Raw genomic sequence first — 12,451 nt, forward strand, 5'->3', positions numbered from 1 at the left:
ATGTTTTATCTGAACGTAGTGGGATATAAAGGCGCCACCGTCATTAGGATTCGGATAATATCGACAGTTTTATCTGAACGTAGTGGGATATAAAGTTGTATGCTACAAAAATGGAAAAAAAATCATTCGGATAGTTTTATCTGAACGTAGTGGGATATAAAACAACTGTGAGCAAATACGGCAATTCACGAAATACCTGTTTTATCTGAACGTAGTGGGATCTAAATCAAACTACTAAGATATCTAATCTGATGTTAGACTAAAAAGTGGACACACATTATGTATACATGAGTTGTTCGTATGAGAAGACAATATGATGAAGAATTCAAACGCCAAACCGCTCGCTATATTATATGAAGAGGGGAAGGGTGTCATTCAAGTAGCGGGAGAGTTGCAAATTAGTAAAAATACATGAATAACTGGGTGAAGAAGTATAAACAAGAACCTGAGATAGCAAGCAGAAATTCCGAAGAGAAAATCACCAGCTCTCCGAGCTTCAAAAGCGAATTCGTGACCTAGAAGAAGAAAATGCTATTTTTAAAAAAGGCCATGCACATCTTCGCCAAAGACCAGCGATAATTTTTGCCTTTATTCATCAACATCGCCACACGTTTCGGGTGGAGAAGATGTGCCGGGTGTTTCAAGTTTCCCGAAGCGGATATTACGTACATTCCTACTCGCGAAGGCTGGCTTTATTTAGCCAGTGTGATGGATTTATATTCCCGTAATCGTAGGATGGCACGTAGATAGCCAGATGACGAAAGAGCTTGTCCTTCAGGCACTGGATTGAGCTTATATCCGTCAAAAACCGAAGGGTACTGTTCTACATCATTCCGATCGAAGCAGTCAGTATGTTTCAAAAGAATATCAGGCACGCCTTATACGATACGGCATGCGTTGCAGTATGAGTTGAAAGGGAAACTGTTACGATAACGCTTGTATTGAGTCCTTTCATGGCATTCTCAAACGAGAGTTCATCTACCAGCAGACATATATATAGAACAAGAGAAAAAGCCAAGAAAAGCTTATTTGAGTATACTAAAATTTTTTACAACAATAAACGGATTCATTCGGCAACAGAGTACTTTTCGCCTTCTGAATACGAACGTATGTACTTCAAGAAAACAGCCTAGTTTAAAAGTTTTTGTGTCTACTTTATTGACCTAATATCAGCCATCTTTGTTCAGACCAAGTAGACAGAGTCTACCTCTCAACATCGGAGAAACTGTGTAAAGTGTTAGACATCGATATTCAGGAGTTAATTGAGGTGGAGTAATCCTCTCACTATAGAAATCTGTGGTAGTGAAGAAAAAGTTACGAAAAAAATTTTTAAGCCGTGTTTGGTAAATCCTCAACGGTCGCTTGTAAATAAAAGTTTACTTTACACCTTTCATATAGCCTTCAATTTTTGGCGATAGCGCGAAGAGGAGAATGCCAAAGAGAATGGCTGCTCCGCCAATGAAGCCAAAGTAAATCATTTCGGTCTTAGGTGTATAAAATTTGACAATTTGCGCATTAATCGCTTGCGCGGCGGCATTGGATAAAAACCATAAGCTCATCGTTTGCGCCGAGAAGGCGGCAGGTGCTAATTTTGTAGTAGCCGATAGCCCTACAGGTGACAAGCATAATTCTCCAAATACAACAATTAAATAGCTAAGAACGAGCCATAACGGGTTCACTAATGAATCGTCGCCGCCAAAGTAAGCTGGCAAAAGAATGACAATGTATGATAAGCCTGCGAACAACAAGCCTAAAGAGAACTTTTTAGGTATCGATGGCTGACGGCTTCCGAGCTTCACCCATAACCAGGCAAACACAGGGGCGAACAGGATAATAAATAACGGGTTTAACGATTGAAACCAAGCAGGCGAAATATGGATTCCTGCAAAGTCTAATTGTGTGCGTTTATCCGCGTAATTGGCAAGGATGGTCGATCCTTGCTCTTGAATAGCCCAGAACATCACGGAAGCGATAAATAACGGAATATAAGCAATAACACGTGAACGCTCTATTGCTGTTGTTTTAGGGCTACGGTACATAACAATGAAATAGATCGCTGGAATTACGATGCCGAGAATTCCCACAAGAGCAATAAAGGTATCAAATGTCAGCAGATTCATTGAAATTGCGATAACGATCAAGACAGCAATAAGAGCGGCCCCAACGCCAATCAAGGTGAAAACTTTTTTCTTTTCGGCCGGTGACAGAGGATTTGCCACAAATGTACCGGCAAGGCCAAGATTTTTTTTCTTGGTGAAAATAAAAGCTAACAATCCTAAAAACATGCCGACAGCGGCGATACTGAAACCTAAGTGGAAATTGTATTTCATTCCTACCGTTCCCACAATTAATGGAGCAAGGAATCCGCCAAGGTTGATTCCCATGTAGAAAATGCTGAATCCCGCATCGCGACGATTGTCTTCTTCGCTGTAAATATCCCCTACAATGCTGGAAACGTTAGGCTTCAGCAACCCTGTGCCAAGCACGATCAAGACCATGGAAACGAAGAACATCGTTATGTTTCCAGGTATCGCCAAAGCAATATGACCAAACATAATTAATATTCCACCGTAAAACACGGCTTTAGAAGTACCAAATATTCTGTCAGCCAGCCAGCCGCCGATGATACTCGACATATACACTAGCGATCCGTAAATCGACATAATAGCAAGAGCAGTGGTTTCATCAAGCCCCAATCCGCCTTTTGATACTTCATAATACATATAGAAAACGAGGATTGCCCTCATTCCGTAATACGAGAAGCGTTCCCAAAATTCGGTAAAGGAAAGGGTGAACAGCCCCTTAGGATGGCCAAAAAAGCCTTGTTGAGGAACGCTTGAAACAATTTTCTGCTTGTTTGAATTTGACATAAAACAACCTCCTTTATTCAACTATAATAATTTTTCTTTTCTATATTGACAAAATATTTTTAAATGAATGAAGTGGAAATGTATGTAATACTTAATTAATTTTAAAGTAAATAATTAAGTAAAGTAAATAATATTTTTTTAGAATAATAAGTTAATTATGGTGGAATAGATATTATTTCCTTTAGGAGTTTAAAAAGGACTTATGATTTCATCTTATTGGCGAAATGCCGGCATCGGTGCGATAGTCGTTCTACAATCGTGATGATAAAAACAAGCATTTATAAAAATTGTGAAGAAGAAGGGAGAAGCGTTGTATCCATTTACGAAAGAGCTAGCGCAAGAAATCGTCGAACGGACGATGAAAATTTTAGGGAGAAATATTAACGTGATGAACCGAGAAGGGTCATTATTGGCTTTGGCGATAAAGAGAGAATTGGCGATGTTCATGAGGGAGCATTGTTAGTACCAAAGGAGAATAAGACCGTTGAAATTGACGAACGGGCCGTAACATTTTTTGGGCGTACAAGAAAAATCTAATAATTATCAAATAGGAGTTTCGTAGGTCATATGTACATGGATTATTAATAACGTTTTATTCGTCACTCTATCTAACATATCTAACATAAAAAAATGAGGGTGACCCCATGGCTATCAAGTTAAGGTTCAAAAGCTTTTAGTTTTTGAACCTTTTATCTATTCTTTATCTATAATCACTATTTTTCTCCATGCCAAAGAGCCCCCTATCTGTTATCCACCAACCTATCGCGAATCAACTTGGCAACGCTTCTGAAATCTTAAGAGGACTTTTCTTATTATATCTCTTTGATTTTTTACCATTTTTCCTCATGAGATCATACAGATCATCGAAAAAGGCTGTGATTTTTTCATATGTTTCAAACATGTGGAGATGAATATTGGGTAACGCTTCTTTCACATTCATTTACATGTTCAGAAGAAAAAATTTGTTTAAACGTATGTAAAAGGGGAATATGCGGATCGTTTTTTCTCTAAAAACAAAAGTCATACCTATTTCCTATCGGATGATTATTGTCTCTCTTGTCAAAGAATGCCTCCAGCAAGCGAATGAAAAGTACTATCGAAAGCTATATGAAACAAATCAGGCTGTTTTAAAGCCGTTTACATTTGCGCCGTACTTAAAAAACTTTCGCTTTGCGGAAGATGAGATCTATCTTGATGAATTGGTTCTTACTTTTAGCTCTCCGGATTTTGAATTTATGCTCCATTTTTATAACGGCCTGCGGAAAGTGTCCTGGTTCCGATATAAACAATATGAGTTTATTCGGGGACGTGTTCGGATGCTACCAGAACAAACGATTCGTAATCGATCAATTATTGTAAAGACGCAGTCACCGCTTCTCATTGAAGATGAAAATCGGAAGCCGGTTTCGCCTGAACGACCGGAATTCGCCAAACATTTTGCGTACATGGCAGATACCATTTTACGTGAATATAGAGGAAAAGGACTGCGGGAGTCTTTGATTGTTACGCCATTGGCAATGCAAAAAAAGGTTATTAAAGAATCCAATCATGTATTTACGGAAACACATGGTCCGAATCGCTATCTTTATTTCACAACATATCAGGGACAATTAAGACTGGAAGGACATCCGGAAGATTTGCAGTTGTTGTATCAGTTGGGCATGGGGAAGAGAAGAGGGCAAGGGTTTGGACTTGTAGATGTAATAAGGGGATGAGAAATGTATGGTACTTCGCTTGTATGCAAGTGATTGGCTGATGTCGATGGCGTTGGTCGGATTGCAGCGATTGTACATATATGGTGAAAAACACAACATAATTCCTGACGAACACAGGGGGACTGTTCGTGAAACAGACAGTGGACTGGAAATAGAGCCTGTTGCGTTAGGATATCTTCCGCAAATCTTTTTTTCCTACCTCATTGATGAATATAGCGTTGCTGAACGAGACTACGAACGATTGAAGAACAATCTAAAATACGGAAAAAATAAAGAGCGTTTCTCAGATGCTTTGGCATCTATTAAGAAAACAATCGCTGACTCCACTAAGAAAATTCTCAAATATTTCACAGACACTCCGGCAGAAGCTGCTTTGCAGGACATCCAGAACCGCCTCAAAGAAATAAAACACCACGATCAACTAGAAGAATTACAAGTATGCATCCATGATTATTATAACGTAGTAAAACAGAAAGAAATTAACGACAAGCTGACGTTGAATTATTTCAAGAGCGTTATCTTATCTCCGTTCTTTGGACAGCCCTCTTTTCTTAATGTAGCCAAAAATAGCCTCGATTTATCAGGGCATATTGATTTGTTTTATAAAGACTATGTGTTACCTGTACAAAATGATATTCAGCTATTAGAAGTTATTAACAAGACGGAAACAGGGGAGGATGTGCTGGCATTTCTTGATGAACATGCGGATTACTCGCCGTTTCGTACATTGAAAAAGGCATGGAAGAAAAAAGACATTATATTTATACGCAATTATATGAAAGAAGAAGTGCCGGAATGTACATTAGCCGCGGGACAGCCTGCTTTTCAAAATTTTGAAGAGATGATGTTTTCGCCGCTGGGGGTATCTAGTAAGAATGCAGCTAACTTCTTCTGGGATTTAGAGAAGAACCGTGCTTTGCCTATTTCTTCGCTGGCAAAATTGGTGCTTTTTTGTGTGCCGCTAGGGGCAACGATGTATTACCGAAAAGACGGGTTTGATGATCAGGGCGAGGTGCGATTGTATGCGGGATTTGTGCATACAGATGAAAAGTTTAAAGAAATTTTTCAGAAAAATGAACATTTTAAACAGTTGAAAAAACAGTCACAGTCATTTGAAAAGATTGTGAGCCGCCTAGTTCGAGGTATTAGAAAAGAAAGTGAATATATTATGCAACATCTGTTTTTTCTTGAAATGTCGGCTAATTATCAAAGTAAACGAACGTTGCTTGATTACTATCATATTCCACACTATTTGGCGAAATATTTTCAAGAGTACGGGGAGAAATTGGAGCATATTTCGCCATACGAATATCGGGAACATTTTATCCGAAATGCTTTGCAGGGAATGGATACGAAGCATGTTATCTTTAAGTACTTGCGGCATGTTATCAAAAAAGGTGGTTCCGGGCTTGGGGTATATATTGCGGTAAGAGAACGGCATAGAATTGAATGCTATAAGAGAGGAGAGAAGGATATGAAAAAGCAGGATAATCGGGTTGCGGCATTTTTTAATAGTGGACGTGACATTCGCAAAGCATTTGAGCAAGCGGGAAAAGCCCGAGAAAGCGAAGATACATACAGTGCTAGTGCAGGAAAGAAAGTGGCCGGAATTGCGTATCGTCTGTTGAATGCAACGAAAGCGAACAATAAAGATAGTTTTATGGACACGCTGTTGCGTGTGTATATGTCAGTAGATAAGCCGGTGCCGACTGTATTCTTACATGCGATGCATGAACGAGAAATGGATTTTACGACAGCGGCTAACGCATTTATTGCCGGAATGTTGTCAAGTGAAAATGAAAAACAAAAAGATAGGGAGGAAGCAAGCGTATGACACAGGCTTTAACGATGACCATTGTGTTTGAGGGGAATTCATTGAATTACGGAGAAGGAATTGCTAACATTTCCGAATTGAAAAAGCTTCATCGTTCCAATGGGGAGGTATATTCGTTCGCTTCGCGCCAGAGTCTTCGCTATGATATAGTACGACTTGGTAACCAGTGGTATGGCTGGAATCTTGATACGGTAGCGAAAGAAAAAGGCGGTGTTGTTCAGTTTCGCAAAGATGTTACAATTAACGATTCAGTTGAAATGGATTTATTTGGTTACTTGAAAACATCACAAAAGTCAGAAAAGCGTCCGGCAGTCGTGCGCTTGAGTCACGCAATCTCGCTTGAACCGTACAGAGGGGATTTAGAGTTCCTGAATAATATGGGACTTGCGAGCCGAATTGATCAAATGCCGAATCTGGCTAATATTGAGCAGCATGCTAGTCTATATACATATACGGTAACAGTCGATTTAAGCCGTGTCGGGGTTGATGGTGAAGTAGAATTACCTAATGAACAAAAAGCAGAGAGGATGCGGCAATTTTTGGAAATATTAAAATTCTTAAATCGTGATATTCGTGGTCGTCAGGAAAGCCTCGCTCCTTTGTTTGTTATTGGCGGCGTATATAAGGCGGCGAATCCATTTTTTCTTGGCAAAGTGCAGTTGAAACAGAGCAGTGAAAAGTGGGAGATTGACACGAGGCCACTGGAATCAACAATGGAGCAAACATTTGCCGGAGAACCAGTTGGCGAGCGGACACGTATTGGTATGGTATCTGGCATATTTGGTAATGAAGAGGAATACCATACAACATTTGGGGATCGAGTCGTGTCCATTGAGGCGTTCTTTCAGCATATTCAAAAAGAAGTTGCAGCGTTTTATGGGGGATAACCAATGAAGGCGTTGCGGTTGAAACTATATCAAGAAACGGCATGTTATAAAAAGCCGCTGGCGTTTAAAGTAGGAGAAACATATCCTTTGCCGCCATATGCAACAGTAAAGGGTATGTTGCATGCAATGTTGGGAGCAAATGAGTTTATCCCGATGCGTCTCAGCATCCAGGGAACATACGAAGCAAAGATGGTCGACTATCAAGCACACTATTTTTTTAAGAAAACAGATGTAGCCGAGTTTCCGCTTGTACTGGATGGATTAGCGTCGAAACCGTATGAATATGAGCACATGACCAAAATGCCACTCTATATGCATCTTCTGTATGGTGTGCAGTTATTAATTCATGTGGAAGCAGTACCGGAAGTATTGGAGGCTATTGTTGCGGCTATCGAAAACGGAAATACTCACTGGAGTCTGGGACGCTGGGAAGACCTAGTACGGATTGATGAGTATGAACTAGTGGAAGTAAAGGAAATAGAGGAACGTATTCGTTTAAAATATAATGCCTATATTTTGCGGGATGTGCTCAACTCATTGGAGACGGAACTAAATGCTGTACCGTATCAACTGAACTGGAAGTATGAGATCAAAAACGGGATTCGCCGCTGGGAGAAAATTGATGTTGGTTATGTATTAGCGGTTTCAGGTCTTGAATTTGATGCCGATGATGATGTGTTACAGGATCAGGATGGCAACCTCATTTTCTATAATTTGTAAGTAAGGGTGATGGGCATTGTTTTATGCCAAAACCAAGCCTGTCCAGACAATCCGTGAACATACGGATTGTCTGGTAGCTGAATTAGAACGGTTGAAAAGTACGTATGGTTCTCGTTTTGTCCACATGGATGAACGCATGTGGAAATTGTTACGTTTGGCAGTAGAGTATCATGATGTAGGAAAAGCATGGCCCGGTTTTCAAAATCGGTTGCGTAAACAGCTAGGGGAGAAGAAACTTCCAAATACTATTACATATTCTGTGCCGCATAACTATTTGTCGGTTGGTATGATTCCTATTAAGAAATATAAGTTAACCAAAGAAGAAAGTCGCTTGTTAATTCATGCTGTAGGGTACCATCATGAGCGAAGTGAACTACCAGATAAAGAGAAAATTGAAGAAATTCTAGAGAATGAGATGCGCCCATATCTACCACAATTAATTGATCATATGAAATTGGACATTCCAGAAACGTTTTCATATAAGTCTATTGCCCGATTGTCCAAGCGATACAGTCAGTTCGACGATGATTTTTATAAATATGTGCTGCTTAAAGGGCTTGTGCATCGCATAGATCATGCGGCTTCAGCGGGTGTTGATATCGAGTTACATGCGGATAAGCATATCGGAGCACAGGTAACCGCGTATATGGAGCACAAAGGATATGCGAAAAACGAGTTGCAGCAATTTGCAGAAGCAAATACAGATAAAAGTATTATTGTTATTGCACAGACCGGAATGGGGAAAACAGAAGCTGCATTGTTGTGGATTAATGAAGATAAAGGGTTTTTTACCCTTCCGTTGCGCGTTAGCATTAATGCGATTTATGATCGTATCCTCAGCCCCCAAGAAATTAACTATCACCCAGAAGCGCTGGGCCTGCTTCACTCCACTAGCAATGATTACCTTCAAGAGAAAGAAGAGCTGGATGAGAAGTGGGAGGACATTTATCGCCATTCACGTCATTTATCGTCCAAGCTATTGTTGACGACAATAGATCAGATTTTGAAGTTTCCATTTGGTTATCGCGGATTTGAAAAAGAACTGGCCGCCATGGCAAATGCCAAAGTGGTAATTGACGAAATTCAAGCGTATGAGCCTAAAATTGCCGCGATGCTTATTAAAGCATTGGAAATGATTCATAAAATTGGTGGCAAATTTATGGTGATGACCGCAACGTTGCCTACTATTTATCTGGACGAACTTAAAAAACGTAATATTATTACGGAGAGTGATGTAGGAAAGTTCATTAATCAGGATATTACCCGGCATCGAATTTGTCTGCGTCAGGAGGGAATTACAGAGGTAGGGGAAGAAATCATCGAACAGGCAAAAGATACACAAGTGCTGGTCATTGTGAATACGGTGCGCCGAGCGGTAAAGATGTATGAACAACTGAGGAAAGTCGATCCGGAAGCTAACGTATATTTGTTGCATTCACAATTTACACAGGAAGACAGAAAACTTCTGGAGGAAGAAATTAAATCGTTCAACAAGCCCAAACCGGGTGAACCACGGAGAAGTGGGGTTTGGGTTACGACGCAGTTGGTAGAAGCAAGTCTTGATATTGACTTTGATTATTTATACACAGAAATTTCAACATTGGACAGCTTTTTCCAACGGTTAGGGCGGTGCTATCGGAATGGTAAGCGCAGTCCGGTTCAACCAAATGTATATGTGTTTACAGAAGATGTGGCAGGGCTTGGATACATATATGATGCCGATCTTGTAAAAAAGGGCCTCGCCTTACTTCAGCCATATCAGGGCCGCATCCTTGATGAACAGGCGAAAGTTGAGATGGTACAGCGTTTGTACAGTCGAGAGAGTCTGGCGAATACAGCGTTTTTGCGAGAGTTTGAAGAGGCGCTTCATGAATTTGATTTTTTAGATTTTTATGAGGTAACAGGACAGGAAGCACAGAAGAAGTTACGGGATATTCAAACGGTTCAGGTAATTCCAGAGTGTTTTTTTGATGAGATATTTGATTTAGTGAAAGAGTATGAGAAATGTCAAGTTGATTGGAAGCGGCGTCAGGAGATTCGTAGAAAAATTGAAGCAAAGTCAATAGGAGTTTATCGTTTTCAGGCGGAAGATAAGCTTTCTACTTTGTCGGGATTAGACAATATTTTTATTTTGCATTGTGGATATGAATTTGACAGAGAAAGTAGGCAGGGGCGAGGTATTGTCAGTGACATAGAAATAACCATGTTCTCTTGATGGAGGGAGACCGATGGTGGAAGCAGATATCAAAGGACTTCAGGTGCACTATTATAGCGTATGTCAGCGAAAGCTATGGCTCTTTTCTAAAGGGATCACAATGGAACAGACTAACGATCGTGTTATGGAAGGGAAAATGCTGCATGAGCGTGCCTATCCACAACTCGAACAGAAAGAAATTCTTATTGATGATACGTTTAAAATTGATGCGTTTGATGGGGAATATGTTCGTGAAGTAAAAATCTCCAGCAAAATGGGCGAAGCAGATCGAATGCAGATGCTGTATTACCTGTATCAGTTAAAGCAGCGTGGTGTCGAAAAGAAAGGTCTTATTAGCTATACGAAAGAGCGAGATACGGAAGTTGTTGAACTTACAGAAGCCGAGGAAGCAAAAGTGATTGAAGCATTGGCTGGTATCAAGCGTATTTTGCAGCGGCCCAGGCCGCCTGGTTTGAAAAAGCTGCGATATTGTTCGAAATGTGCATACTATGAATTTTGTTTTGCAATGGAGCGGGATGAAGAATGTTAAAAGATCATTATATTTTTTCAACCGGGAGATTGCAGCGTAAGGATAATACATTATATTTCGTTGACGCAGAAGGAAAGAAAAAATCATTGCCCATTGAACAAATTGAAAACTTGCATATTTTTGGGCAGGTAGACGTAAATTCAGCGCTGCTCAACTTGCTGGCACAGTATGGAGTTTGTTTGCACTTTTATAATTATCATGATTACTATGTTGGGACATTTTATCCACGCGAGAAAAATGTGTCGGGTTATACAGTGGTTCAGCAGAGTGTTCATTATTTAAATAGGGAGAAGCGGCTGTATCTTGCTAGAAGTTTTTTGTATGGAGGAATTCATCATATGCTGCGCAATTTGCGGCGGCATAAGGAAAAAACAGAAGAAATTATACGAGCAATTGAAAAAGAAGCTGCCAAACTGGAGGATACAGCGAAAATTCCGGAATTGATGGGGATTGAGGGGCGTATTCGGCAAGAGTATTATCAGGCATTTAATGTGATGTTGAAGCCGGAGTTTGCATTTGAAAAGCGGACGAAGCGTCCACCGACTGATCCGTTGAATGCGTTAATTTCGTTCGGGAATAGTCGAATGTATACTGAGATTTTGTCGGAAATGTATAAGACGATGTTGGATCCTACCATTAGTTTTCTTCATGAGCCCTCCAGCAAGCGTTTCTCGTTAAGTCTAGATTTAGCTGAAATTTTTAAGCCGTTATTGGTAGACACATTGATTGCTTCGTTGGTTAATAATAGAGTAATTACGCTTAAGCACTTTGATGAGATGGAAGGCATCGTGTTCCTGAATGAAGAAGGACGGAAGAAGTTTTTGGCTGAATGGGAAAAGAAGTTAGAAACAACTGTGCAGCATCGAACATTGAAAAGGAAAGTGTCATATCGCTATTTCATCCGACTGGAGTGTTATAAACTGATTAAGCATTTTATCGGAGATACTTTGTATAAACCGCTAAAGGCATGGTGGTAGAAGATGTTTGTAATTGTGACATACGATGTGGGTGAGAAGCGGGTACATAAAGTATGCAAGAAGTTGAAACAATATTTGATGTGGACGCAGAATTCGGTGTTTGAAGGCGAAATTACAAAGGGAAAGTTAGTGAAGTGTCTGACGGAATTGGAGAAGATAATGGATAAGCGGGAAGATTCGATTTATGTATATGAGGTGCAAAATCCGAGAAATATCGTGAAGCGGGTGTATGGACAGGAGAAAAGTTTTGAGGAGATGTTTTTATAGTATGTAAGGGAAGTTTTAGAAGGGTTTGCAGTAAACCGGGTTTTTAGATAGAGTGAGTATGAAAACGTATATCGCAATGGTTTTGGCCTTTTTTTCTGTGAGGTTAAAAATAGAATTGCTGGCTTACTGCAAAAAAGCTGATTTTTGATTGTTTTTTAGGTGATAAAGACCCCGGCAAATTAATGATTTTCGCTGTTTTATTTTTAGGGTTTTATATGAACGTAGTGGGATATAAATTTGACCGTAGCGCCGAGGGAGGCGAGGTCGTATCACAGTTTTATATGAACGTAGTGGGATATAAATCGGGAGTGTCGGTTCGACTCCGACCATCGGCACCATACAGTTTTATATGAACGTAGTGGGATATAAATTGAGTTTACCCTTCCGCTTGACATACACGGTACGGCGTTTTATATGAACGTAGTGGGATATAAATC

At 40.0% G+C, this 12,451-nt stretch carries 11 protein-coding genes and 2 pseudogenes; 12 read left to right on the forward strand and 1 reads right to left on the reverse strand.

Annotated elements, in window-relative coordinates:
- Positions 1–654 precede the first annotated feature (654 nt).
- From BLR88_RS20700 to BLR88_RS17425, 3 genes and pseudogenes are all read left to right on the forward strand, one after another.
- Positions 655–784: pseudogene (locus BLR88_RS20700) on the forward strand (DDE-type integrase/transposase/recombinase); the annotation flags it as partial.
- A 169-nt stretch (positions 785–953) separates the two neighbouring features.
- Positions 954–1,133, forward strand: coding sequence for an IS3 family transposase (locus tag BLR88_RS20705; RefSeq protein WP_082706107.1), 180 nt, complete (start codon positions 954–956; stop codon positions 1,131–1,133).
- A 35-nt stretch (positions 1,134–1,168) separates the two neighbouring features.
- Positions 1,169–1,276: a helix-turn-helix domain-containing protein gene (locus BLR88_RS17425; protein WP_082706208.1), complete on the forward strand. Its 108-nt coding sequence runs from the start codon at positions 1,169–1,171 to the stop codon at positions 1,274–1,276.
- Positions 1,277–1,376: 100 nt separating this feature from the next.
- Here BLR88_RS17425 and BLR88_RS17430 read toward each other — a convergent pair whose 3' ends face one another.
- Positions 1,377–2,870: a peptide MFS transporter gene (locus tag BLR88_RS17430; protein ID WP_057899898.1), complete on the reverse strand. Its 1,494-nt coding sequence runs from the start codon at positions 2,868–2,870 to the stop codon at positions 1,377–1,379.
- A 358-nt stretch (positions 2,871–3,228) separates the two neighbouring features.
- Here BLR88_RS17430 and BLR88_RS17435 point away from each other — a divergent pair.
- From BLR88_RS17435 to cas2, 9 genes and pseudogenes are all read left to right on the forward strand, one after another.
- Positions 3,229–3,407 (forward strand): annotated as a pseudogene (locus tag BLR88_RS17435) (sugar diacid recognition domain-containing protein).
- A gap of 503 nt (positions 3,408–3,910) precedes the next feature.
- Complete coding sequence (gene cas6 / locus BLR88_RS17440) at positions 3,911–4,585, forward strand: CRISPR-associated endoribonuclease Cas6 (protein WP_254778364.1); 675 nt, start codon at positions 3,911–3,913, stop codon at positions 4,583–4,585.
- Positions 4,586–4,592: 7 nt separating this feature from the next.
- Complete coding sequence (locus BLR88_RS17445; protein WP_091261409.1) at positions 4,593–6,419, forward strand: Cas8a1 family CRISPR/Cas system-associated protein; 1,827 nt, start codon at positions 4,593–4,595, stop codon at positions 6,417–6,419.
- The gene (gene cas7i / locus BLR88_RS17450; RefSeq protein ID WP_057899895.1) at positions 6,416–7,306 is read left to right on the forward strand and encodes a type I-B CRISPR-associated protein Cas7/Cst2/DevR; all 891 of its coding nucleotides are present in this window, start codon (positions 6,416–6,418) and stop codon (positions 7,304–7,306) included. Before BLR88_RS17445 ends, cas7i begins: the two co-directional genes overlap by 4 nt.
- A 3-nt stretch (positions 7,307–7,309) precedes the next feature.
- Positions 7,310–8,026: a type I-B CRISPR-associated protein Cas5b gene (gene cas5b, locus BLR88_RS17455; RefSeq protein ID WP_057899894.1), complete on the forward strand. Its 717-nt coding sequence runs from the start codon at positions 7,310–7,312 to the stop codon at positions 8,024–8,026.
- Positions 8,027–8,042: 16 nt separating this feature from the next.
- On the forward strand, positions 8,043–10,241 hold the full coding sequence (locus BLR88_RS17460; RefSeq protein WP_057899893.1) for a CRISPR-associated helicase/endonuclease Cas3: 2,199 nt from the start codon (positions 8,043–8,045) through the stop codon (positions 10,239–10,241).
- Positions 10,242–10,254: 13 nt separating this feature from the next.
- Positions 10,255–10,770: a CRISPR-associated protein Cas4 gene (gene cas4, locus BLR88_RS17465; protein WP_057899892.1), complete on the forward strand. Its 516-nt coding sequence runs from the start codon at positions 10,255–10,257 to the stop codon at positions 10,768–10,770.
- Complete coding sequence (gene cas1b / locus BLR88_RS17470; protein WP_057899891.1) at positions 10,764–11,747, forward strand: type I-B CRISPR-associated endonuclease Cas1b; 984 nt, start codon at positions 10,764–10,766, stop codon at positions 11,745–11,747. The genes cas4 and cas1b overlap by 7 nt, the downstream gene beginning before the upstream one ends.
- A gap of 3 nt (positions 11,748–11,750) precedes the next feature.
- Positions 11,751–12,014, forward strand: coding sequence for a CRISPR-associated endonuclease Cas2 (gene cas2 / locus BLR88_RS17475; protein ID WP_057899890.1), 264 nt, complete (start codon positions 11,751–11,753; stop codon positions 12,012–12,014).
- Positions 12,015–12,451: the final 437 nt, after the last annotated feature.

The sequence above is a fragment of the Aneurinibacillus thermoaerophilus genome, assembly GCF_900099925.1.
Taxonomy (GTDB): domain Bacteria; phylum Bacillota; class Bacilli; order Aneurinibacillales; family Aneurinibacillaceae; genus Aneurinibacillus; species Aneurinibacillus thermoaerophilus.

Excerpts from the sequence above, each read along its gene's own strand:
- BLR88_RS20705 (WP_082706107.1), top strand. The coding sequence starts at position 954 with ATGGCATTCTCAAACGAGAGTTCATCTACCAGCAGACATATATATAGA.
- BLR88_RS17430 (WP_057899898.1), bottom strand. The coding sequence starts at position 2,870 with ATGTCAAATTCAAACAAGCAGAAAATTGTTTCAAGCGTTCCTCAACAA.
- cas6 (WP_254778364.1), top strand. The coding sequence starts at position 3,911 with ATGATTATTGTCTCTCTTGTCAAAGAATGCCTCCAGCAAGCGAATGAA.
- BLR88_RS17445 (WP_091261409.1), top strand. The coding sequence starts at position 4,593 with ATGGTACTTCGCTTGTATGCAAGTGATTGGCTGATGTCGATGGCGTTG.
- cas7i (WP_057899895.1), top strand. The coding sequence starts at position 6,416 with ATGACACAGGCTTTAACGATGACCATTGTGTTTGAGGGGAATTCATTG.
- cas5b (WP_057899894.1), top strand. The coding sequence starts at position 7,310 with ATGAAGGCGTTGCGGTTGAAACTATATCAAGAAACGGCATGTTATAAA.
- cas4 (WP_057899892.1), top strand. The coding sequence starts at position 10,255 with ATGGTGGAAGCAGATATCAAAGGACTTCAGGTGCACTATTATAGCGTA.
- cas1b (WP_057899891.1), top strand. The coding sequence starts at position 10,764 with ATGTTAAAAGATCATTATATTTTTTCAACCGGGAGATTGCAGCGTAAG.
- cas2 (WP_057899890.1), top strand. The coding sequence starts at position 11,751 with ATGTTTGTAATTGTGACATACGATGTGGGTGAGAAGCGGGTACATAAA.